Genomic DNA, 24,370 nt, shown 5'->3' with positions numbered 1-24,370 from the left:
CGCCAGTCCGTTGCGCAGACTGGCGCATTGGCCGTTACGCGGCCGCCACTTCCTGCGGCTCAAAACTGTCCGCCCGCGCCATCTGCCACATCCGCGAATAGAACTCGCCATTCACTTCGCCGGTGAGCAATTCCCCCGGTTTCAGGAACACATGCAACTGCGAGAACAACTTGATCTCGGTCGCCGACATACGTCGCACCAAGTGCTTGGCCGACAGTTGTGATGGATGTTCCAGCCCGGCTGCGGCGAGCATTTCCGCCAGAGCCTTCAGCGTATTGCGGTGGAAGTTGAATACGCGTTGTGCCTTGTCCGGCACCACCAGTGCGCGCTGACGCAGAGCATCCTGAGTGGCGACGCCGGTCGGGCATTTATTGGTGTGGCAGCTTTGCGACTGGATGCAGCCGATGGCGAACATGAAGCCGCGTGCGGAGTTGGCCCAGTCGGCGCCGATGGCCAGCACGCTGGCGATGTCGAAGGCACTGACGATCTTGCCGCTGGCGCCGAGTTTGATCTTGTCGCGCAGGTTCAGGCCGACCAGCGTGTTGTGGACGAACAGCAGGCCTTCGCGCATCGGCACGCCGATGTGGTCGGTGAACTCGACCGGTGCGGCGCCGGTGCCACCTTCCTTGCCATCGACGACGATGAAGTCGGGAAGGATGCCGGTTTCCAGCATGGCTTTGGCGATGCCCATGAACTCCCACGGATGGCCGAGGCAGAACTTGAAACCCACCGGTTTGCCGCCGGACAGTTCACGCAGTTGCTGGATGAACTGCATCATTTCGATCGGCGTGGAAAACGCGCTGTGGCGTGACGGCGACACGCAGTCTTCGCCCATCAGGATCCCACGGGTTTCGGCGATTTCCTGGGTGACTTTGTGCTTGGGCAGGATGCCGCCGTGGCCGGGTTTGGCGCCCTGGCTCATCTTGATTTCGATCATCCGCACTTGCGGATTCTGCGCTTGGGTGGCGAAGCGTTCCGGGTCGAAACGGCCGTCGCTGGTGCGGCAGCCGAAGTAGCCGCTGCCCAGTTCCCAGGTCAGGTCGCCGCCGTGTTCGCGGTGATACGGGCTGATGCTGCCTTCACCGGTGTCGTGGGCGAAGTTGCCGAGTTTCGCGCCTTGGTTGAGTGCGCGAATGGCGTTGGCACTGAGCGAGCCGAAGCTCATCGCCGAGATGTTGAACACCGACGCCGAGTACGGCTGGCTGCACTGGGGGCCGCCGACGGTGACGCGGAAACTGCTCGGGTCGCTCAGTGGCGCCGGGCGCATCGAGTGGCCGATGAATTCGAATCCGGATTGATAGACATCGATCAGCGTGCCGAACGGCTTGTCAGCGGTTTCGTTTTTCGCTCGCGAATAGACCAGCGAACGCTGCGCACGGGAGAAGGGCAGGGCGTCGCTGTCGGACTCCAGCAGGTACTGACGGATCTCCGGGCGGATGCCTTCGACCAGATAGCGGATGTTGCCGAGGATCGGGTAATTACGGCGTACGGCGTGCGGGCTTTGCAGCAGGTCGAACAGACCGATCAGGCTCAGTACGCCGGTGACCGCAGTGATCGGCCACAGCCAGTCATGTTCGAGGAAAGGCAGGCTGGCGAGGGTAAATATCACGCAGACGGCAAAGAAGGCGTAGCGGCTCAGGAGTGACAGGCTCATACGGTTTCCTTGGTTCGGACTCGGAATAATCAGCGAAGATTCAGGGATAAACACATTCCCCTGTAGGAGTGAGCCTGCTCGCGATAGCGGTATATCAGCTACAAATGATTTGACTGACCCGACGCCATCGCGAGCAGGCTCACTCCTACATGAGGCAACTTCACCAAATGATCAGGCGTTTTGTGCCTGAAGAAAAATCGAAAACAGCTCGGACTGGGATTTGATTCCCAGCTTGCTGTACATGTGTTTCTTATGGACTTTCACGGTTTCTACGGAGATTTCCAGCTTACGGGCGATCTCTTTACTGGAGCAACCGCTGAGCATCAAACGCCCGACATCCAGCTCGCGGGCGGTCAGTTGCGCACCTTTGAGTTGTTGCACCGACGCTTCCAGTTGCACCCTCCAGTCTGCCCGGACAGGGGCGGCGGCGAGCGCCACGGTTTCGTTGATCTCATAGGGTAGTCGTTGGCGCAGCAGGCCCAGCACCCAAGGCTGGATCAATGACAGCAGAGCGATGTGTTCGCCAGTGAAACGTTTTTCACTGCCCAGCGACAGACACAGCGTGCGATCGCCTTCGAGCTGACAATTGAACTGGATTTCGTCGGCCACGACATTCAGACGAAAGTATCGCTGGTAATACTCGGTCAGTTCGAAATGTTCCGGCGCCACCTCGGACAAGCGATACAGACCGGTGCGCGTTTGCTCGCGACAGGCGATGTAGAACGGATCAAGCAGGTACAGGCCACGCAGATAATCCTGAAACAACGGGTCAGGGTTGCCGTCTGCGCCCGGGCATTCGGCGAAGACTTGCGGGTGTTGATCGGCGCTGAACAGCAGCACCACCCAGCTATCGAACGGCACGTATTGGTCGAGCAAACGCACCAGTTGCGCCCAGAAATTCGGCTTGTCGAGCGCGTCGATCAGTTGCCCGACGGCGCGGTGCCAGGTGATGTCGTCAAACGAAAGTGTCATCGATCTACCCCTATCGGGTTACCCCGGCCGCGTAATTCCCTGGCCGCTCGCTTGCTGCGCATACTGGCCCACAGACAGCCACCGGGCAATCTTTCCGCGCCCGCCGCTCATAACAAGGGAATCCCCATGAAAGTCGAACTCGCCCAACTGGCGGGCCGTGACAATGCCACGGCATATAACCTCGAACGCGCACTCGCAGCGATTGCCGCGTGCGCTGCCGACACGCAATTGATCGTGTTCCCGGAAACCCACCTGATGGGCTTCCCGACGGCCGAGACCGTCGCGCAAACCGCCGAATCCGTCGACGGCCCGACCGTCAGCGCGGTGCTGGCCGCAGCGCGCGAACGCAACATTGCCGTGGTGATCGGCATGGCCGAAAACGACCACGGGCGCTTCTACAACACCACGCTGCTGATCACCCCTGAAGGTATTGCGCTGAAATACCGCAAGACGCATTTGTGGGCGTCGGATCGCGGCGTTTTCGAGGCCGGCGACCGCTATGCCACCTGCGAGTGGAACGGTGTGCGCGTTGGCTTGCTGATTTGCTACGACATCGAGTTTCCGGAGTCGGCCCGTGCCCTCGCGCAACTGGGTGCCGAGTTGCTCATCGTGACCAACGGCAACATGGACCCGTACGCATCGACTCACCGCACCGCGATCATGGCCCGTGCTCAGGAGAATCAGGCGTTTGCGCTGATGGTCAATCGTGTGGAAGCGGGGGACGACGGTTTGGTGTTCGCGGGTGGCAGTGCGCTGGTCGATCCGCTGGGGACGTTGCTGTTCGAGGCCGGGCGGGAAGAAGGGACGTTCAGCGTTGAGCTGGATTTCGACCGGTTAGAGATTGCGCGCAGGGATTATCGCTATCTGGATGATCAGCGTTTGAAGTTGCCGGGGGAGGTGGTGGAGCGCGGCGATGGTGTTCGTGAGTTGTTGATTCCACGCCGTTGACCGCTGCCCTCACCCTAGCCCTCTCCCGGAGGGAGAGGGGACTGACCGAGCTGATTGTTCGAGATACGCCGACCTGAAATACCGAGTCGCACTCAGGATCTGAAACTGCGAGTTCAAGTCGCACTCAGGATCTGAAACTGCGAGTTCAAGTCGAACTCAGGATTTGAAACTGCGAATTCAAGTCGAACTCAGGATTTGAAACCCACGGAGATCTGCTCCCTTTCCCCTCGCCCCCTTGGGGGAGAGGGCTGGGGTGAGGGGGAAAAGATTTCAAGTCGAACATAAAAATCAGCAACACCCGAGAACAACAAAAAGAACCGAAACATTCGCCGAACTCGGCTCTGCCATAAATCCAATAAAATTCGGAGTAAGTCGCCCATGGCTCGTTTGCAACGCACCCTTTCATTAGGGTCGGTGGTGCTGTTCGGCATCGCCTACATGACGCCGATCATTGTCCTCGGCACCTTCGGCATCCTCGCCCAATCCACCGCTGGCATGGTCCCCGCCGCGTATCTGGCGGCACTGATCGCGATGTTCTTCACGGCGATGAGCTACGGGCGCATGGCCGCCGCATTCCCGGTCGCCGGTTCCGCTTACAGCTACGTGCGCAAGGCGATCAGCCCGAAACTCGGCTTTATCGCCGGCTGGGCGGTGTTGCTCGATTACCTGTTTCTACCGATGGCGATCTGGCTGATCGGTGCGGCGTATCTCGCTTCCGCGTTCCCGTCGATCCCGCAGTGGATCTGGGTGCTGGCGTTCATCGGCATCACCAGTGCAATCAACATCATTGGCCTGAAACTGGCCAACGGCATCAACGCCTTGCTGATGCTGGTGCAGTTTCTGGTGCTGATTGCTTTCGTCGCGTTGTGCGTGCACTACATCGGCGGCGATGCGAGCACGCCGTTGTGGTCGGTCAAACCGTTCTTCAATGGCGACATGCAAATGCCGCTGATCATGAGCGGCGCGGCGATTGCCTGCTATTCGTTCCTCGGTTTCGATGCGGTCAGCACCCTGACCGAAGAAACCCGCGAGCCACGCCGCACCATTCCGCGAGCGATCATGCTGATCACCTTGATCGGCGGGCTGATCTTCGTCGGCGTTTCATACTTCGTGCAGATCGCACACCCGTCATTCCAGTTCGACAGCGTCGATTCGGCCGCCTATGAAATCGCCCGCAACATCGGCGGTGATCTGTTCGTGTCGATCTTTCTGATCGGTTTGATTGTCGGCCAATTCGCCTCGGGGCTGTCGGCCCAAGCCAGCGGCTCGCGGTTGCTGTTTGCCATGGGCCGTGACGGTGTCCTGCCGAAATCATTCTTCGGCACCTTGCACGCGCGCTTCGGCACGCCGGTCAACAGCATTCTGCTGTGCGCGGTAGTGGCGTTGCTGGCGCTGAAACTCGACGTGACTACCTCGACCTCGTTCATCAACTTCGGCGCGTTCCTCGCGTTCAGTCTGGTCAACCTCTCGGTGATCTTTCATTACTGGCTCGGCGGCGAGAAAAAAGGCCTGCGTGAGCTGGTGCTGTTTTTGCTCTTCCCGTTCATTGGTCTGGTTGCGGATTTATGGCTGATGGTCAGCCTCGATCACTTGGCGGTGTATCTGGGCCTGAGCTGGCTGGCGATCGGCGTGGTTTATCTTGCCGTGCTCACCGGTGGCTTCCGTCGGCAGCCGCCGGAGATGGATTTTCAGGAAGCCACTTGAGGCTCAGGCAGCGGGCCGGTTCTGGCGCATCGGCAACTCGACGCGAAAGGTCGTGCCCACCCCCGGTTCGCTGCGTACCGAAATATCGCCACCGTGCTTTTTCACAATGCCGTACGACAGGGACAAGCCAAGCCCGGTGCCCTGGCCGACCGGTTTGGTGGTGAAAAACGGATCGAAGATTTTCTGCAGGATGTCCGGCGCAATCCCCGCGCCGGTGTCCGCGACCTCCACCCAGGCCGTGTCTTGTTGTTGCCCGGTGCGCAAGGTGATGGTGCCGCGTTCGGGGCCCATGGCCTGTGCCGCATTGACCACCAGGTTCATGATCACCTGATTGATTTGTGATGGCAGGCACTCGATGTCCGGCAGGGGCTGGTACTCCTTGATCAAGTCGGCCTTGTACTTGAGTTCGCTGGCAACGATATTCAGGGTCGACTCGATGCCTTGTTGCAGATTGGCCCACTGCCATTGCTGATGGCTATCGGCCCGCGAGAAGTCCTTGAGGTCCTTGACGATCTGCCCGACGCGGCCAATGCCTTCCTTGGATTCGCGGATCAGCACCGGGATGTCTTCGAGGAGAAAATCCAGGTCGGCGTCTTTGCGCAATTGCTCAAGCCGTGCCACGGACTCACTGTCTGGCGTGGGGCCAAGCGTCTGCCAGGTATCAAGTACGCTCAGCAATTGTTTGAAGTAGCCGTCCAGGGTGCCGAGGTTGGAGGAGATGAAGCCGATCGGGTTATTGATTTCATGGGCCACACCCGCCGCCATTTGCCCCAGTGACGCAAGTTTTTCCGACTGCACCAACTGACTTTCCAGTTGCTTGCGCTCATCGATTTCCCGCTGCAGTTCTTCGCTGGCCTGCTTGAACTGGGCTGTGCGTTGATCGACCAGATGTTCCAGGTGATGCATCTGCAATGACGCGCGTTCGGTCATCTGCCACTTGGTCAGCAGGGTGTTGGCCATCTGCTGCACTTCGATGTTGTCGAACGGCTTTTTCAGAATCAGCAACCGATCATGCGCCTGCAGGCGCTCCAGCAGTTCATCCCAGGAATAATCCGAGTAGGCGGTGCAGACCACCACTTGCAACTGCGGGTCCTGTTGCCAGAGATGTTCAATGGTTTTCGCGCCGTCCCAACCGTCGGGCATGCGCATGTCGACAAAGGCCAGCGCGTAGGGGCGTTGTTCTGTTTGGGCCTGTATCAGTTTGCCCAGACCTTCCTCGCCGCCGTAGGCCGAGTCCAGCTCGAACGGCGGACGTTCGGCGCGCACCTGAGCGCCAAACAGTGCCGCTTCCATCTCGTCCAGTTCCACCGACTGCGCCGCCGGCGGCGCGAGAATCTTGCGAAAGTCTTCATGGATCGACGGCATGTCGTCGATCAGCAGAATGCGGCGGTTCGACAGCTCGCTCATGCGTTCTCCGTGACGCTGATCAGGGGGATCTGCAAAGTGAACAACGCACCCTGGCCCGGGCCGTCACTGTGCGCAGTGAGGTGGCCGTTCATTTCGATGGCCGCCAGGGCGCAGCTGTGCAGACCGAAGCCGTGGCCTTCCTTGCGGGTGGTGAAACCGTGGGCAAAGATCCGCGTCATGTTTTCCGCAGCGATGCCTTCGCCATCGTCCTTGACGCTGATTTCGAGGAAGCTGTCATCGACAATCCTGACCGCCAGGGTCATGGTCCGGGGGCGGTTGCTGAGGTCGGACATGGCGTATTTGGCGTTGCTGATCAGGTTGATCAGGATCAGCAACAAGCGGTGTTTGTCGCCCATCACCTGCGGCACGTCGGCGTATTCCCTGACCACCGTGACGTGGTGCCGGGTCAGTGCCCCGGCATTCATGCGCAACGCGTCTTCCAGTAACTCGTTGATGAACAATGGCTCGGTCATGCTGTTGGCGCCGGCATAGGATTGCTGGGTGGCGACGATGTCCTTGATGTGGTCGACGCTTTTGTTCATCTGGTGCAATTCGTCGAGCATTTCCTGCTGTTCCTGGGCAATCGCGGCCACCAATTGGTTGAGGTAGCCGGGGAGCAATTTGCCTTTGGCGTCTTCGCTGAGGAACGGACCGAGGTCATCCGGGTGTTCGTTGATCAGTTGCATGGCCTTGCCCAAGCCCTGGCTCTTGCTGTTGCGCAGCTTGCGCGTGATCAGGTCGCTGGAGATGTTCACGCTGTTGAGCACGTTGCCAACGTTGTGCAGCACATTGGTGGCGATTTCCGCCATGCCGGCCTGACGTGCCGCGTCGAGCAGTTCGCTCTGGGCGTCCCGCAGTTCCCGGGTGCGTTCTTCGACTCTTTGTTCCAGCGCGTCGTTGGCCGTTTGCAGGGCGTTATTGACCCGGTTGATCTCGGCGAAACTGCCGATCAAACGGATGGCCAGCCACACCAGTGACAACATCAGCAGCACCGAAAACAACAGCAGGTAGAAGTGGTACTGCCGGTCGACCTGATCGGCGCGCTGCTGATCGTGATCGAGCATGGTGGTGATGTTGTCGAGGCTGTCAGCCACGGGGATGTTTTCGATGTTTTCGAGCAACTGGTTGACCAGTGGCTGCTCGCGCGCAATCAGCGAGATATGGCTGCTCATGATTTTGATCGGGGTCTGAAACGCCGGTGGCAGGCGTTGCGCGTTGACCTTCAGCTTGTTCAGGCCGACCTCGATGTCGGCGGCCCGATCGTCGGAGGTGACCTGGGCGAATTCGAGGGCACTGAGCAGCAGGTCGTAGGTGTCGGTAGTGATGTTCTGCAGCTGCAATTTATCGAAGTCCGACAGGCTGGCCAGTTGCTGTTGGATGTCGTCTTCAGCGGTGGGCAAAAAGGCCAGGGAATTACGCAACAGCGCGTTGTGCGATTTGAACTGTTCGACCAGACGGGTCTTCTCCTGCATCGCCTGCAGGAAACTCTCGTGAGCCTCGTTCCATTGCGCCGAGTCGTTGCGCCCATGTCCGGACTCGATCGCGTCGAAGCGCGCCCAGAGCCGGTTCATTTCGTTCATCGGTGACACCAGCGGATCGTAGTTGTGGGTGAGCGCCACCCGCGCCTTGAGGAGCTCGTTTTCCCACAGCGAGTTCTGCTGTTTGATCTGCCGGATCAGATCCCTCGATTCGGTGTACGTCATGGTCTGGTCAGAGCTGGACTTGATGTACAGGAACAGCAGGATCGAGGCCAGCGCCAAAGCGACCAGGGTCAGCAACAGCAGGCTGCGTCGCCGCGAGATGTTGATCATGGCTTGTCTTCCCGTTGGCCGGTCAGGGTTGTAAGAAACAGCATGATCAGCCGTTTGTCCTCAGCGCTTGGCATGCGCCCCAACTGGTACTGGAACATCACATCCACGGCGTGTTCGAGGGTGGCTGCCGAACCATCGTGAAAGTACGGCGCGGTGATCGCGACATTGCGCAGGCTCGGCACCTTGAACACGGCCCGGTCCGCTTCGTCACCGGTCACGTTGAAGCGGCCCTGATCAGCCACGGTCGGGTTGCCGCGATCGGCAATGTAATCGCCGAACACACCGAATTTCTGGAACATGTTGCCGCCGATGTTCACCCCCTGATGGCAGGCAATGCAGCCGTACTCCTTGAAGCGCTGGTAACCGTACTTTTCCTCCAGGGTGAGGATGTCGGTATTGCCCTGCAGGTATTGATCGAAGCGCGAATCGAGCGTCAGCAGGGTGCGTTCAAAACTGGCCAGCGCCTGCTGGACATTGGCCCTTGTTACACCGTCCGGGAAGATGGCGGCGAAGTCGCGGCGATAGTCGGGGTTTTGCCCGAGCCGCTCGATGACTGTGTTCCAGTCGCTGCCCATTTCATGCGGGCTGGTGATGACGACGTTGCTTTGTTCCTCCAGTGTTTCGACGCGGCCATCCCAGAACTGGCGAAAGTTGAGGGCCGCGTTGAACACGGTGGGGGTGTTGACGGCCACCGGTTTGCCGTCGAAGCCCAGTGACAAGGCGCGGCTGTCGGCACCGTTCTTGTCGAGTTGGTGGCAGCTGGCGCAGGACAGCGTGTTGTTGATCGATAACCGTGGCTCGTGGAACAAGCGTCGACCGAGTTCCACGCGCCGGGCATCCTGCGGCGGCACTGCGGGCAACGGTTTCAGCGGCTCGTCCAGCGGCTCGGCACTGACCCCGACACAGAGTCCGCACAGCAGCAACGTCATCGTGTGGTGGAAAAGGCTCATCGGCAATTGTCTCCCTGACTCAAGGCCGGTTTCACAGTGATCATTCAATCGTCCAGGGCGCGGGTTGCGTACCGGCCAGCAACTGCGCAAATGTGTCTGCGGGCAGAGCTTCGCTGAAAAAGTAGCCCTGGCCTTCTTCGCAGTGATGAGCCTTGAGAAACGCCAGTTGTTCGGCGGTTTCGATGCCCTCGGCGATGACGTTCAGGCCAAGACTCTTGCCCAGGTTGATGATCGCGCTCACAAGCGCGGCATCGCTGCGGTCGTTGCACAGGTTGCGAATGAACGATTGGTCGATCTTCAGCACGTCGATAGGAAATCGCCGCAGGTAGCTCAGGCTGGAATAGCCGGTGCCAAAGTCATCGATGGCCAGACGCGTGCCCAGCGTCTTCAGGCGATTGAGCGCAGTCATCGTCGCCTCGACGTTTTGCATCAGCACGCCTTCGGTGATTTCCAGTTCCAGCCACTCGGGCGCCAGACCTGTCTGTTCCAGTACGCGCTCGATGCCGGCGACGAAGTCACGCTGGCGAAAATCGATAGGTGAAGTGTTGACCGACATACGGATCGGCGGCAGTCCGGCCAGTTGCCAGGCCCGGGTCTGCCGACAGGCCTCAGCCAGCACCCATTTGCTCAGCGGCACGATCAGACCGCTGTCCTCGGCCACCGGGATGAAGTCCGCCGGATAGACCCAGCCATGCCCCGGTTTTTGCCAGCGCACCAGTGCTTCGGCACCCACCACTTTGGTACTGCGCAGGTCGATTTTCGGCTGATAGTGCAGGACGAATTCATGCTCTTGCAGCGCTCGGCGAATGCCCGACTCGATGCTGTGCTGTTCGCGGGCGTGCTGGTTCATGGCTTCGATGAAGAAGCCGATGTTATCGGGGCCCTGTTCCTTGACGTTGCGCATCGCGGTCTCGGCCTTCTTGATCAGCTCGGTGGCTTCGAGGCCGTCATCGGGGTAGACGCTGATGCCGACGCTGGCGGTGACGCTGACATCGTGGCCGACAATCGTCTGCGGCAGGCGAATGGCGGCGAGGAGTTTTTCCGCGATGCCGTGGGTTTGCTGAGGGTGGTTGATGTCGCCGAGGATCACCACGAACTCATCGGAGCCGTAGCGAAACACCGAGTCCGAATCACGCACGCAGGACAACAGTTGCCGGGCGACCCGTTTGAGCATCTCGTCACCCGCCGGATGGCCCAGCGCGTTGTTGATGCGCTTGAAGCGATCGAGGCCGAGAAACATCACCACCAGTTGTTTGTCATGCCGCCGGCACACCGCCATGGCCTGGCTCAGTCGATCACCGAGCAGGGTGCTGTTGGGCAGTTCCGTGAGGCTGTCGTACTGCAGCAGGTGCGAGACCTTGAGCAGTTCGTGCACCCGCGCCTCGATGGTTCGCTCAAGGCTGAGCATCTTCAGTGCCGCGTCCTGTGCCAGTTGCCATTTCCAGGTCAGGGCGTTGGCCATCTGACGGATTTCCAGACTGTCGAACGGCTTTTTCAGGATCAGCAACTGATCGCCGAACTCCAGCCGTTCGGCCATCGCCTCCCAGCTGTAGTCGCTGTAGGCCGTGCACAAGGCGATTTGCAGGTTCGGGTCGACCCGCCACAGTTGCTCGATGGTTTCCAGGCCATCCCAGCCGGGCGGCATGCGCATGTCGATAAAGGCGAGGGCGTAGGGATTGCCACTGGCCAGTGCGCGGTTGACCAGCGCCAAGGCTTCCTGGCCCTGATAGGCGGAGTCGAGCTGGAAGCTCAGGTGCGGCGTCTGCTGGCTGCCGAACAATGTCTGTTCCAGTTGCTGAAAATCGACGGCGTCCGCCACCTGCGGGGCGAGGATCTTGCGAAAGTCATCGTGGATCGCTGGCGTGTCGTCGATGATCAGGATGCGCCGGTTGGTCTGGGGAAAAGGCGTTTTCATGCCTCGTCCTCCTTTGGCGTCAGACGGGCGCTGTCCTTGAGCAAATGTCCGGCCTGTTCGGCGCTGACCGCCGCGCTGAAATACAGACCCCGGGCGCTGGGCAGCGCGGCTGCGGCAGAGGGCGCGCGCGGCTGCTCCGGCGATGGCTGGCCTTCGGCGATGATGCCGATGCCCAGATCCCGGGCGAAGTTGACGATCGCGCGCAGGGCGTTGGCACCGGCGACATCGTGGGCGGCGCTGTCGACGAAACTCTGCGCCAGTTTGAGGTGATTGACCCGGTAGGTTTTCAGGTAGTCGAACGAGGAATATTCAGTGCCGAAATCATCGATGGCGATGCTCACACCCAGTTCACGCAGGCGCGGCAACGCGTCGTTGTGTGTCCACTTGGTCTGGGCCAGCGTGGCCTCGGTGACATCGAAACGCAGATCCCAGGGCGCGAGTTCCCAGCGGGCGGTGGTGCGCAGCACGTTGTAGATCAGCTCCGGGCCGCTCTTTAGTTGGGCTAGCGAGAGTTTGATTGCCATCACCGGCGGCGCAACGCCTTCGTTACGCCACAGATGCATCTGGTGGCAGGCATGATCCAGCACCCAGCGTCCGAGCGGAATGATTGCGCCGGTTTTCTCCGCGATCGGCACGAAGTCGGCGGCCGGCAGCAGGCCGCGACGGGGATGTTGCCAGAGTACTTGTGCCTCCATGCCCAGAATTCGGCCGCTGTGCAGATCAATCTCCGGCGCATACCGCAGCATCAGCTCATTGCTCTCGAGAGCCGTCATCAGTTCGCTGACGAGGGTCATGCGTTCGGCCACTTCCCGGGAGATTTCCTCGGAGTGGAAGTGATACTGGTTGCGACCCATTTCCTTGGCGCGGTACAGCGCCATGTCGGCCTGCCCGAGCAGGCTGTCGGCGTCGAGGCTGAGGTCGCTGTAACTGCTGATGCCGATGCTCACCGAAATGTGCAGCGCATTGCCGGCCAGTTGGTAGGGCGCCAGCAGCGTGTCGCGGATATTGGCGGCCATCGCGGCGGATTGGGTCGGGTCGCTGACGTCCAGTTGCAGGATCGCGAATTCGTCGCCGCCCAGGCGCGCCACCACGTCGCTTTCGCGAACGCCGCACTTGATGCGCCGGGCGACTTCCTGCAGCAGCAGATCGCCCACCGGGTGGCCAAGGGTGTCATTGATCCGCTTGAAGTGGTCGAGGTCCAGATAGAACACCGCGAACGGCATGGCACCCCGTCGCGCGGCGGCGAATGCCTGATGCAGGCGTTCGATCAGTGTGGCGCGATTGGCCAGGCCCGTCAGGCCATCGGAGCGCGCCAGCAAGGCCAGTTTGTCCTCGGCCAGGCGACGTTCGGTGATGTCGAGAATGATGCCTTCGACTTCCAGCAGACGGCCGTCCTGATCGCGCACCGGGATGTAGCGGTTCTCCACCCAGCGCCAGGTGCCCTGACCTGTGCGCATGCGGAACTCGATGGATGCGCCCGACGCATGCCGATCCAGCACCCGGGCCATGGCGGCATCGACGTTCGCCTGATCGTCCGGATGAATCAGTGCCTGTGCCCAGTCGGGCGACCCCACCAGGTCGGCGGCGACATGGCCGTAACGGGTGATGTTGTGGGAGATGTACATCAGTGCAAACGAGGGTTCGCCGCGCAAACGGTAAAGAATGGTCGGGCTGTTCTGCACGATCGCGTTGGCGTCCGACAGCTCCCGGGTGCGTTCCTGCACCGCTTGCTCCAGCAGGCTCATCTTCAGTTCTGCGTCTTCGGTCATCTGCCATTTGACCGTGAGGGCGCTGGCCATCTGGCGGATCTCGATGGCGTCGAAGGGCTTTTTCAGGATCAGCAATCGGTCGTTCAATGTCAGACGCTGGTCGATATCCTCCCAGGAATAATCGGAATAGGCCGTGCACAGCGCGACTTGCAGCTTGGGGTCGACCTGCCATAGCCGTTCGATGGTCTCCAGGCCATCCCAGCCCGGTGGCATGCGCATGTCGATGAACGCCATGGCGTAGGGGCGATTTTGCGCCAGCGCGGCCTCGAGTTTTTCCAGGGCTTCGTGGCCCTGAAACGCCGAATCCAGTTCGAAATGTTGGGATTGCCTGGCGGACGGGGTACCGAATAACAGGCTCTCGGTTTCGCCCAGACCATCGTCGCCGGGGATGACCGGGCTGAGAATCTTGGCGAAGTCGCCATGGATCGCCGGGCTGTCGTCAACGATCAGCACGCGGCGATTGATGTGCACGGTTGGCGCTGTCATGCCGCGCCGCCCGTGGGGAGGCATGCTGTGGTCATCCGGGGCATCCTTTTCCCTCGCCATTTGCCTGTTCGTGTCAGCCGATGGAGTCTTGCGCTGTCTTCAGCATAGTCGGCTCCCCGGCACTGCGCTTTCGGCCCCGGATAAAGAACAGCGTGAATGCCGGCGAAAATCATCTAGCCTTGGACTCAGGCGCGGACCGGCGCAGTGTTGGCTCGGGGCGTCGTTATTTCCCTGTTTGCTTGAGGCCATGCCATGGAAGAGCTATCCGCGCCGATGCCGGCGCATCGACCCACAGTGCTGCTGGTCGACGACGAGGAGTCGATCCTCAACAGTCTGCGTCGCCTGTTGCGCGGCCAGCCCTACGATCTGCTGTTGGCCACCAGCGGCGCCCAGGCGCTGGAGATTCTCGCGCAGCAGCCGGTGAATCTGGTGATGAGCGATGCGCGCATGCCGGGCATGGACGGTGCCTCGTTACTGGCGCATGTCCGTGAGCGTTATCCGGCGACTGCGCGGATCATGCTCACTGGCTATGCCGACCCGGCGGCGATCATCAAAGCCATCAATGACGGGCAAATTCACCGTTACATCAGCAAACCGTGGAATGACGAAGAGCTGCTGCTGATCTTGCGCCAGTCCCTCGAACACCAGCATTCCGAGCAGGAGCGTAAGCGGCTGGAGCGCTTGACCCGGGTGCAGAACGATCAGCTCACACTGCTCAACAGCACCCTCGAAAAGCATGTCGCGGCGCGCACCGCCGAACTGCAGCAAACCGCCGACATGCTCGATCTGGCGTACGAAGAGCTCAAGCACAGCTATGCCACCGGCACCGAAGTGTTCTCGCTGCTGGCCAATCTGCGCTTGCCACCTGCCAAGCAGACCAACCGGCAAATCATCGAACTGGTGCGCAGCTACTGCAAACAGCACGGCCTGGACGAGGCCACCAGCCGTGATCTGACCATGGCTGCGGCGCTGTACAACATCGGCAAACTGAGCTGGACCGACGCGATGATGACCATGCCCTCGGATCTGCTGCGCCATACCGAACGCGAGCGCTATCGCAGTTATCCGAAGCAGAGCGAATCGTTGCTCATGACCCTGGACCCGATGAAAGATGCGGCGCGTCTGATCCTGCATCATCAGGAGCGCTGGGACGGCAGCGGCTTTCCCGACCGGCTCAAGGGCGAGGGCATTCCGTTCGGTTCACGCTTGCTGAAACTGGCGGTGGATTTCGTCGAGTTGCAGCGCGGTCTGATCCTCGAGCGGCAGATGAACAGCGATGAAGCGCTGCTGTACCTGCGCCAGTACGCCGGGCGTTTGTACGATCCCGATCTGGTCGAGGATTTCATTCAGGTGTGCGCGGCATTTCTCAGCGACGTCACGCTGGCTGATCCGTCGGTCAAGGTGGTGTCTACTCGGGATCTGGCGGCGGGGATGATTCTGGCGCGCAATCTGAATGCCGATAACGGCATGCTGCTGCTCAACGCCGGCAAGGTGCTCAGTGCGCTGTTGGTGGAAAAGCTGATTGCGTTCGAAGCCATGGAGGGCGGCAAGTACACGATTTTCGTCAAGGTGCCGGAGGAGGTTGAAGCCGTGCTCAAGGCCCAGGGGGAATGATTTACGGGGTGACCTCAGCGGGGCGCGCATGGGATCCTTGCGGTTTTTCCAGGCCGGTGGCTGACCCATGACTTGTGCATCTGTTAACTCTGCAAACCTCATTCGTATAGCCGCCGCGCTGTTGCTCAACCCCGAAGGGCAAACCCTGCTGGTACGCAAGCGTGGCACCACGGCGTTCATGCAACCGGGCGGCAAGATCGAAGCGCACGAGTCGCCGGTGCACGCACTGGCGCGTGAGCTGGAAGAGGAGCTGGGTTTGCAGATCGATCCTGCGCAGGCAGCATTTCTCGGGCAGTTTTCCGCCCCCGCCGCCAACGAGCCGGGATGCGTTGTGCAGGCGCAAATCTTTCAACTGACGATCGACACTGAGGTCATGCCGGCAGCGGAAATCGAAGAAGTGATCTGGGTCGATCCGGCCACTGATCCTGCTGTCGTTCTGGCGCCATTGACACGCGACCTGATCCTGCCGTTTTATCGCAACTCGCTGAGCGCAATTGCCTGATCATCCACGCAAGGGACTTTGCCATGATCCCGCTACAAGACCTGCTGATTTTCGCCGCTGCCGCCTTGCTGATGGTGCTGACGCCGGGGCCGAACATGATCTACCTGATCTCGCGTTCGATCTGTCAGGGACGCAAGGCCGGGGTGACCTCGTTGCTGGGCGTGGTGGCCGGGTTCTTTGTGCATCTGTTTGCGGCAGCGGCAGGTTTGACCGCCGTGTTCCTCGCGGTGCCGATGGCCTATGAAGTGCTGAAGTGGGCCGGTGCGCTGTATTTGCTGTGGCTGGCCTGGCAAGCGCTGAAACCCAGGGCGCGCTCGCCGTTCGAAGCGCAGCAATTGCCGGCGGACTCGTCGCGCAAGCTGATCACCATGGGCTTTCTCACCAGCGCATTGAACCCGAAAATAGCGGTGTTCTACCTTTCGGTATTTCCGCAATTCATCACTCCTGAACACGGCTCGGTGTTCACCCAAAGCATCATTCTCGGCCTGACCCAGATCAGCGTCAGTTTCTGCGTGAATTTGCTGATCGCGCTGTTCGCGGCGGGCATTGCTTCGTGGTTTGTGCGCAACCCGACATGGCTGGCGCTGCAGCGTTATTTCATGGGTTTCGTTTTGGCTGGTCTGGCCGTGCGCCTGATGTTTGAGCAACGCAGGACGGCGTGAACATGTGGATCGAGCGGCTGGACGCCAGTCATGCCCTGGCTTACCGCGAACTGATGCTCGAAGCCTACGACCGTCATCCGCAGGCCTTCACCTCAAGCGTGCGCGAACGCGCGGTGATGCCATTGAGCTGGTGGGAAGGGCGCCTGACCAGCAAGCTCGACGTGGTGCTCGGCGCGTTTGAAGCCGGCACGTTGGCCGGGATTGTAGGGCTGGCCTTTGAACCGCGCGAAAAGGCTCGTCACAAGGCCACGTTGTTCGGCATGTACGTGTCGGCGGATTTTCGCCAGCATGGCCTGGGCCATGAACTGGTGCAGGCGGCCATTGCCGAAGCGCAAAACCATCCGGCGCTGAAACTGCTCCAGCTCACCGTCACCGCCGGCAATGACGCCGCATTCAATCTCTATCAGCGCTGCGGCTTCATCCAGTTCGGCCTCGAACCATTGGCGGTGCGGGTGGGTGAAGACTACTTCGACAAGATCCACATGTGGCGCGAGATCTGATTTCACACTGATCCCTGTGGGAGCGAGCCTGCTCGCGAAAGCGATGTGTCAGTCAGCAACGTTGGCAACTGACCGATTGCATTCGCGAGCAGGCTCGCTCCCACAGAGTTCGCGCTGTACTTGAGTCAGCGCACGGCGCTGACACCGTCCAGGGTCGAGAACGACGTGTCTTTCGCCGTCAGCAGAAAATCGCGCATGTACGGTGCATCGAGCATGTCGGTGCGAATCGCCGCGTACAACGTCGCGAACAAGCCTTTTTCCCCCAGCCGTTTACCTTTCACGTAACCGCGCGAGCTGTACTCGTGCAGCGCCCAATGCGGCATGCCGCAGACGCCACGGCCGCTGGCGACCAGTTGCATCATCATCACCGTCAGCTCTGAAGTGCGCACCTGTGCCGGCTCGATATCGGCCGGTTCGAGGAAGCGCGTGAAAATGTCGAGGCGATCGCGTTCCACCGGGTAGGTGATCAGCGTTTCCGTGAGCAAGTCTTCGGGGACGATGTACGGTTTGCTCGCCAATGCGTGCTGATTGGCCACGGCCAGCATGGCTTCATAAGTGAACAGCGGCACATAGGTGATGCCAGCGATTTCCAGTGGATCAGACGTCACCACCAGATCCAGATCGCCACGGGCCAAGGCCGGCAGCGGTGCGAAGGCGAACCCCGAGGCGAGGTCGAGTTCGACTTCCGGCCAGGCATCGCGGAACTGGTCGATGGTCGGCATCAGCCACTGAAAGCAACTGTGGCACTCAATGGCCATGTGCAAACGCCCGGCGGTGCCACCGGCCAGACGACCGATATCGCGTTCAGCAGCGCGCAGCAGCGGCAGCGTCGCATCGGCCAGTTGCAGCAAGCGCAAACCGGCGCTGGTGAAACGCACCGGCTTGGTCTTGCGCACAAAAAGGGCCATGCCCAAGCGTTCCTCAAGCTCCTTGAACTGGTGGGACAGCGCCGATTGCGTCAGGTGCAAACGGTCAGCAGCGTCCACCAGACTGTCGGCTTCACGCAGGGCATGCAGGGTTTTCAGGTGGCGGATTTCAAGCACCGGTGGCTCCATGAGGAAAACTTGTGGTCAACGCAAAAGTGTTGAGTTTGTCTCATGTTTGGCGGGCTGTCGACGATTACGAAATCTTTTGCCCGCAGAGTGTCACCTACCCGCTGCGCAGTTTCTGAGTGGGGGCTGCCGATCACTGACTCCAGCGCGTTTTATGAATCTGCCCTGGTGCGTCGAGCATATAGCTGACGTTATCGATGTAGAGCGACCCCTTGACCTTAAGAGGATCAGAGGGAAAGGACACTTGCAGTTGGGCGCTCACTACATCTGGCAACATGACGCCGGAGTATTCGAAAGGCATTTGCGCAGGTTTCAGCCACCAGCTACCGACGTCGTACTGGATCGTTCTGCCGTCCGCTCCATAGCCCGAGATGATAAAAAACACAATCGGGTGCGTGTCGATGTTCGGCGGATCCTGATGGTATTTGGCCTCAGGCGCGGATGCATCGATCTGCACGGTAAAGGCCCCGGGTGGGGTGTCGAATCGATTCAACAGCACGACGCCGTTATCTACACCAGGCAGCACCTTCGCTTGATAGCCGAGGTTATGCTGAACGACGCTGGCCTTGCCTTGGAATGCATGAACCTCCCAAGGCGCAAACTTGCCAGTGCCGAAGTCGCCGTTTTGCAGAAGATTTTTATTCATGTCTGCCATCCCGTAATCGTATCGACGCTTCACCATGAGTTCCGTCGTCGAACCATTGGCTGCGCAATCCCCCGGCGTCGCTACTGTCAGATCTGCCAGTAGCGACGGACGGTCCGCTGAATCTTGCTCAAATGGCTTCGAAATGACCCAGCACCACCGACTGCCTGCCAATGTCCGAATACGGCAGGGTGGCATCATCAGCGTGGGTCAGGAAGCGGTGCTCAGGCAGTTTCAGGTGAGCTTTTTCGAACCGACGAAAATCAGGCGTTGCACTGCGGTAATGAAAGTGCGCATACCACAGCAGGTAAGGCGGTTGTGCGTTGACGTTCCAGATCTCGTATTCCTGCATGTAGTCTGGATAACCCTGATACTGGCCCAGTGGCTGGATCGACTGCGTACGCCGTATCTCCACGACATGTTGATCGATGAGGTCGTCGAGCATGCCATCGGTTGGCTTCGGGCTGGTCAGTGAGCGTTCGGTGCGGATGGCTCGCCCGGCAGCCGTCAGCTCTGTGGCCTGGTCGCGCAACGTCTGGATGATCGGGTGTTGCGCAGACTTGGCTGCGATGTCGTCGGCGCGGGCGATGAACTCGTTTGCTCTAACGTCCATCATGTGTTGCAGATCAATGGGTAGCATGCCCCTGTCAGCGTTACTTTGAACCGTAGCCCGGAAAGTCGCGACGTTATCCACACGTTGTCGGGCTGCGCTCACCAGGGAGGCCAGACTCAACTCTGCGGGCGAGCGCGCCACTGAGGTTCGCGGGTTGGTCAGACGTAATATGCCATCGGCGGCTTGTTCCCAGATTTCCTCATGGCCGCCAGGCCCGGTGCATGTGTATCGGCGGGTCTGGGTCACGTTGTCCCATTGCTCGACGCCATGGCGCAATTGATTGTCAGCCGTGGTGAATACGCGTTGCAGAGGTGGCCCCCCGACCCTTCGCACCGGCGCCGCCGGCGTATTGATCCCGGCGCGCGCCCGATCGGCCAGGCGGTCAATACCTTCCAGCAAGGGCTCGACCACGTCGAGATGGAAGAATTGCGGGTAGCTGGCGATCCACACGCCCATCTCGCGACGAAAGCGCTGGCACAGCTCGACGGATTCCTGAAGCATGCGGTTTCGTTGGGCTGTTGTAGTCGCGATATTCGGCAGGTCGTACTGGCGGTACAGGACGCGATCAATGTCCGCGCGAAGCGGCTCGGCAACTCTTTGAAAATAGAGCCACGACGCAGGGTCGGCGTGGCCCGCTTTCTTGACAATTTCCAGGCGCTGCGAGGTTTTCAGGTATAGCAGGGCGGCATCACTGTATCGGGTGTTGATGTTGTCAACGAGTGTCGAAATCTTCGGCCGTTCTTTTGCAAGCATGCGTCCATACCAGTGATTGACCTGCTCCTTGAATGCCTCCATGTCTTCGAGTTTTTTCACGATCTCGATACGCAGTCCACGCATCTCTTCCAGGATGATCAAACGTTGCGGCAGGCTGTCGGGGGGCAAAGCGTTGCGGGCCCGTTTCAGCTCCCTGATTTTCAGGGTCATGGCATGAACGTTGTGCGAGGCGTGAACAGCGCGGCGCCGATAGCGATCGGTCAGGAGCCACGCGCACTTGCTTTGCATGCCGACGACTTCCCTGAGTTTTCCGCCATGGGTCAGCTCGGTCAGCTCGGTCAACGTTTGATAACGTTGTTCGGCCAAGCGGATATCGACAACGCAAGCGGCTTCGACTGCGGGCAACTTGGCCGGGCGCTGTTCCAGCGTGGCTTCGCTATAGACGTTGATCAACCGATCGCTTTGGGTTCCGCTGACCTGCAACCGATCGGCCAGATCATCCGCAGCGGCAGTCAATTGATGTTGGCGCCGAAAGTTGCGATCCACCAGCCAGCGCGGCAAGCGTTGGCGAATCACCGGAGGCCAGTAAGGATCCAGCGTATCGGCCACGCGCCCGACGACATTGCCACCCCCCGCCAGGCCGCCGTCGAAGGTCGTTCCGTAGACGCCGAACCAGGTGTCCCAGGCCCCGGTTTCATCCAGTGCGATCGGTTGCTTGTAGGTTTTTTGCGAGTTGCCTGACAGGCGCCACTGGCGCGAGTCGTTGCTCAGCTCAACTTGGTAGAGGCGACCCTGACGTTCGATGAAGTCGCCGTCGGCATGCCGGTAGATACCACGGTAGACGCCATGGCTGGACGGCACGGTGCCGGCCAGTGAAATCGGTTTTTCATATTCGTAATCCTTGAAACGCGCCAGCACTTGTCTGGCCTGGCGCTGCGTTTTGCCGTGCAGGGCCGCAACGTTGCCGACCAATGCGTGAAGTTGGCGAGCCTGTGTCAACGCGCGTGTCGTCCGGGAGAGGGTCGAGGCCACCGCTTCGCCCGGGAGCAGATCCATCAGCGCGTCGATCAACGACAGCAACATGGACTCGACTTCCGCCAGACCATCAGCGACGTCGCCGCGCAAAAATGCTGCTGTGGCCTGATTGGCCGCTGTCCAGGCTTGATAAAGGGCCAGCACACTGCCGACAAAGGGCACCATCCCCAGTGCCATTTTTATGTAGTTGAAGGCACGTGGGCCTTTCAAGGCGTAGCGCTCGAAGAACATCTCGTCGTTGGAACGCGAGGTACCGCGATGGGCTTCGACCAGCCGTCCCCTGTGCGCATCGAGCAGGTGCGCGGCCAGCGATGTGCTCGCCGGCCAGCGCACGCCCACTTCGATGATGGCATCGAAGTTTTTTGCCACGGCCTGAGCGATCCGGCTGACATGCGCCCTGACGTTGCCCTGCAAGGCCCGGCCCGCGAGGTACGCGACCCACTTGTCACTCCCGCACAACCTGAACAGCCCTGTGCGCGCCGCTTCGAGCGTGTCGTAGCGGCGGAAAAACTGCCCGTCGTGGCTGTCTGGCAGGTACAACAGGGTGACGCCGCTGACCTGTTCTTCGATGAAGCTGATGCCGGACAGGGTCACCGGGCCTCCGCCGGGGGTGTCCTTGCCGCCGACTTTCAGAGACACCGGCAACAGGACAATGCGCTTGCCGTTGGCTTGCCAAGCGTCTGCGGTGTCGGCATCGATGGCGGTGTTCAGCAGCGCGGCCTCGTCACGGTTGATGTGCTTTTGCAGGCGCGCATTTTCACTTTGAATCTTGAGCAGCAGACGCCATGGTTCGATGAGGCTTTCCCGGCGATGCTGTTTGATGAACGCCGACTCGCCGGCGGCCCCCGTGAAGGCGTCGTGGATCTTCTGTTCATAGGCCTTGGGCAGATCGAGTTCCGGCAGCACCTTGCGCAGATAGGTCAGGTTGATGCCATTGAGCAGGCGCGTACGATCTTTTTTCAGCGTTGCGGTGACCTCCGGGCGCAGGAAGATCAGACGCTGTGACAGCGCATCGTTGAGCACCGAATGGACGTTATCGATGTTGAGCTGGGCAAGGTCTTCGAGTGACATTTTGCTGCGGGTTTTGCTGGGCACGATGACAGTGGTTTTGCGGTTACCTCCTGGCCCGGACTCAGGGACTTGCTCGGTTCTGGTCGAGTCGGGCAGTTCGACCTGGATGGAAAAGTGGCCTTCAAGGGAAAAATCCTTGCGCAGTCGGGCGTGCAGATGGCGGCGAGTGAAGTCGTCACGGGGTTCCAGCGCAAGAGTCATGAGGGCGTGGCTTTCACGCATCGCCGCGATGTACGCCTCGATGTTCTGTTTAAGCCCGCTACGCTCGCTCTCCTTGAGTCTGATCAGCCAGCCTGGCAGGTTGCCGGCGAGGGTGCCGCTGCGTTCCTGCTCCAGCAGGTGAGCGAAGGCCAGGCTTCGGGCGGCGTGAACCGGCACCTGCACAGCGGCAAGACAGGCCTGGCGCAGCGTTTCCAGAGCGTCAGCCTGCTCGGGTTTGCCGCGCAGGCGGGTAGCTTTCGCTTCGAAGTCGGCGATCAGTTCATTGAGGCAGTAATGCAGCGGGTCCGCGGTCAGGGTGCTCAGTTGCAGGGCCAGTTCGCTGTCCTGATCCTGAATCTTGAACACCTCGCGCGCCAGTGTGCGACGGTCGGCAAATCGTTGCAGACCTCCACCGGTGCCCGGCCAGTAGAGCATCAGGCTGGCGCTTGAGGTGCTGTCCGAGAGTGCGGCCTGAGGTGCGATCACCAGCACGCCCTTGAGCGTTTCGCTCTGCGTGGAAGTGACCCCGTCTTTTGTTTCGCTCATCGACAAGGTCAGGCTGGCCGCCGTGAAGTCAATGTCACGTTCGGCCGCGATGGGCGTGTTCAGCACGGCTTTGAGCAGATCGTGTTCAGCGCTGTCGAGTTGGCCCAGCGCTGCTTGCAGTCTGGCTTCGGCATGCAAGCCGTCCTCGTGCGCCTGACGGAGCGCAGCGAGCGCTGTGTTGAAGGCGCTCAAATCAAGATTTTCGCGGTAAAGCAGCGATGTGGCGGCGCGCTCACCGGCTTGTTCGGCGGTCTCCAGTGCTTTGAGGGCGTCCTTGCATTGGCGGTAACGAGAACCGTCACCGTCGTTGTCCTGCAAACGCTCGAGTGCAACGCGCTCGCGTTTGAGCGCGGCCTGGCGCACGGCCAGTGGAATAGCGGCCGACAGACTGCCGAACAGCGGCTTTTCATCGAACTCGCCGTCGCTGACAGGCGTGGCTGGTTTTGGCGGCGCTGCCACGATGATCGCGTTGCTGCGCTGATGATCGATCAGGTCGACATGCACCAGGGATCGCGCGCCGTGCTCCCTGATCCCGGTTTTGTCTTTGTTGGTATTGCTCAAGGCATCGAGCTGCGCATGGTGTCGGTCGGCGAACAGATCGCTCGCCCCGGTGACCATCGGGTCGAGCGCTGCGCTGTAGTCAAAGCGCAGGATGTCCTTGGGCAGATCGGTGGGAATTTGCACATGGCTGGTCAGCCAGGCTTGCAGCTCGGCGCGGCTCTTGAAGGCCTGGATCGACACGGCGCTGCTGGGCAGATACAGCAGCGGCGCGACAGTGGCCAGATCACCCACGCTGATCACCCACGCCCCCGGAAGTTTCACTTTACTGTGATTGCTCAGTACCAGCGCCGGCTTTTGCGTGTGGATGGGTTGGCCATCAAGGGTCAGTGCGCTGGCGTCCGAATCGATGACCTGTTGCAGCGTTTTGAGTTGAGCAGCGCTAATGGTCTGGTTGGCGAGCGCCGTGTGCGCGGTGGCTTCGAAATGCGCACGGTAAAGCTGCGTGGCACGGCTGCTGCGTGACACCGGTGTGCGCGGCGCGCGCGCTTCCCAGAAGTTTCTCCAGCGTGTGGCGTGGCTCTTCGCGGGATCGAGCGATTTGAGCTTTTCCAGGAGTTGCAGGGGTTTCAACGCGTACAACGCATGATTTGTGCTGATGCCGGTGAGGTGGCAACGCTGATCCAGACCGGTTTCCAGCGTCGGTTGCTGGGCGACGAAGGCACACGCATCGGTAAGGCTGACGATATGTTCGGGGTGCTCATCAGTGGCAGCAAAGTGCAAGTGCGTGGTTTCGCCGTCCAGTTGCAGTTGTTGGCGCAGTAACTCATTGATCGTGTCGCGCAGGGCCGGGCTATCGGCAAACAATTGGCGCAAGCCTTCGCTGCTGGCGCGCCAGCGGTGGCTGGCCTGCTGCAACAGGCTGTCATCGGTCACTTTCGGCAGGTGCCCGGCTACCGTGGGCAATGGTGAGGGGGCGCTGGCTTCATCCAGATTAAGGCGATCGGGCATGGTGGCATGACTCGCAAGGGGAACGGCTCATCCGTTCCGGAACGGGTCATTCAAGACAAATCGCGCAAGGCGATGGCGGTACATAGATATTG

The 24,370-nt window shown here is 60.4% G+C and carries 16 protein-coding genes; 6 read left to right on the top strand and 10 right to left on the bottom strand.

What is annotated here, in order from left to right; translation table 11 throughout:
• Positions 1-34 precede the first annotated feature (34 nt).
• Complete coding sequence (locus VY732_RS23815; protein WP_123593738.1) at positions 35-1,654, bottom strand: FMN-binding glutamate synthase family protein; 1,620 nt, start codon at positions 1,652-1,654, stop codon at positions 35-37.
• A 171-nt stretch (positions 1,655-1,825) separates the two neighbouring features.
• On the bottom strand, positions 1,826-2,626 hold the full coding sequence (locus tag VY732_RS23810; protein ID WP_095048312.1) for a helix-turn-helix transcriptional regulator: 801 nt from the start codon (positions 2,624-2,626) through the stop codon (positions 1,826-1,828).
• A 126-nt stretch (positions 2,627-2,752) separates the two neighbouring features.
• On the opposite strand from VY732_RS23810, the gene VY732_RS23805 reads away from it, so the two are divergent.
• Complete coding sequence (locus VY732_RS23805; RefSeq protein ID WP_331691914.1) at positions 2,753-3,574, top strand: carbon-nitrogen hydrolase family protein; 822 nt, start codon at positions 2,753-2,755, stop codon at positions 3,572-3,574.
• A 378-nt stretch (positions 3,575-3,952) separates the two neighbouring features.
• Entirely contained in the window at positions 3,953-5,278 is a 1,326-nt protein-coding gene (locus tag VY732_RS23800; RefSeq protein WP_331691913.1) for an APC family permease, read from the top strand.
• Between the two features lie 3 nt (positions 5,279-5,281).
• Here the strand turns inward: VY732_RS23800 and VY732_RS23795 are convergent, their stop codons facing one another.
• Genes VY732_RS23795 through VY732_RS23775 form a run of 5 tightly spaced genes read right to left on the bottom strand, consistent with a single transcriptional unit; the run spans position 5,282 to position 13,616 of the window.
• Entirely contained in the window at positions 5,282-6,685 is a 1,404-nt protein-coding gene (locus tag VY732_RS23795; protein ID WP_331691911.1) for an ATP-binding protein, read from the bottom strand.
• The gene (locus VY732_RS23790; protein WP_331691909.1) at positions 6,682-8,496 is read right to left on the bottom strand and encodes a DAHL domain-containing protein; all 1,815 of its coding nucleotides are present in this window, start codon (positions 8,494-8,496) and stop codon (positions 6,682-6,684) included. The genes VY732_RS23795 and VY732_RS23790 overlap by 4 nt, the downstream gene beginning before the upstream one ends.
• A complete protein-coding gene (locus VY732_RS23785; protein WP_331691907.1) occupies positions 8,493-9,446 on the bottom strand; it encodes a cytochrome-c peroxidase in 954 nt (317 codons plus the stop codon). The genes VY732_RS23790 and VY732_RS23785 overlap by 4 nt, the downstream gene beginning before the upstream one ends.
• 40 nt (positions 9,447-9,486) lie before the next feature.
• Positions 9,487-11,361 (bottom strand): putative bifunctional diguanylate cyclase/phosphodiesterase, encoded by a 1,875-nt coding sequence (locus tag VY732_RS23780; RefSeq protein ID WP_331691906.1) that lies wholly within the window; start codon positions 11,359-11,361, stop codon positions 9,487-9,489.
• The gene (locus VY732_RS23775) at positions 11,358-13,616 is read right to left on the bottom strand and encodes a GGDEF/EAL domain-containing response regulator (RefSeq protein ID WP_331691905.1); all 2,259 of its coding nucleotides are present in this window, start codon (positions 13,614-13,616) and stop codon (positions 11,358-11,360) included. Before VY732_RS23775 ends, VY732_RS23780 begins: the two co-directional genes overlap by 4 nt.
• Before the next feature lie 252 nt (positions 13,617-13,868).
• Here VY732_RS23775 and VY732_RS23770 point away from each other — a divergent pair, with 252 nt between their 5' ends.
• From VY732_RS23770 to VY732_RS23755, 4 genes are all read left to right on the top strand, one after another.
• Complete coding sequence (locus tag VY732_RS23770) at positions 13,869-15,230, top strand: HD domain-containing phosphohydrolase (RefSeq protein ID WP_331691904.1); 1,362 nt, start codon at positions 13,869-13,871, stop codon at positions 15,228-15,230.
• A gap of 67 nt (positions 15,231-15,297) precedes the next feature.
• Positions 15,298-15,732, top strand: coding sequence for an NUDIX hydrolase (locus VY732_RS23765; protein WP_331691902.1), 435 nt, complete (start codon positions 15,298-15,300; stop codon positions 15,730-15,732).
• Between the two features lie 23 nt (positions 15,733-15,755).
• Positions 15,756-16,394: a LysE family translocator gene (locus tag VY732_RS23760; RefSeq protein WP_331691901.1), complete on the top strand. Its 639-nt coding sequence runs from the start codon at positions 15,756-15,758 to the stop codon at positions 16,392-16,394.
• Positions 16,395-16,396: 2 nt separating this feature from the next.
• Positions 16,397-16,894, top strand: coding sequence for a GNAT family N-acetyltransferase (locus tag VY732_RS23755; protein ID WP_123593734.1), 498 nt, complete (start codon positions 16,397-16,399; stop codon positions 16,892-16,894).
• 125 nt (positions 16,895-17,019) lie between these two features.
• On the opposite strand, the gene metR is transcribed toward VY732_RS23755, so the two are convergent.
• The 3 genes from metR to VY732_RS23740 all read right to left on the bottom strand — a co-directional run bounded on the left by metR (position 17,020) and on the right by VY732_RS23740 (position 24,278).
• The gene (gene metR / locus VY732_RS23750) at positions 17,020-17,937 is read right to left on the bottom strand and encodes a transcriptional regulator MetR (protein WP_007916739.1); all 918 of its coding nucleotides are present in this window, start codon (positions 17,935-17,937) and stop codon (positions 17,020-17,022) included.
• Positions 17,938-18,079: 142 nt separating this feature from the next.
• Entirely contained in the window at positions 18,080-18,592 is a 513-nt protein-coding gene (locus VY732_RS23745) for a hypothetical protein (RefSeq protein ID WP_331691900.1), read from the bottom strand.
• Between the two features lie 127 nt (positions 18,593-18,719).
• Entirely contained in the window at positions 18,720-24,278 is a 5,559-nt protein-coding gene (locus VY732_RS23740; protein ID WP_331691899.1) for a dermonecrotic toxin domain-containing protein, read from the bottom strand.
• Between the last annotated feature and the right edge of the window lie 92 nt (positions 24,279-24,370).

The sequence above is a fragment of the Pseudomonas sp. ZY71 genome, from assembly GCF_036542145.1.
Classification (GTDB): Bacteria; Pseudomonadota; Gammaproteobacteria; order Pseudomonadales; family Pseudomonadaceae; genus Aquipseudomonas; species Aquipseudomonas koreensis_A.
This window is presented reverse-complemented; position numbering and strand designations above follow the sequence as displayed.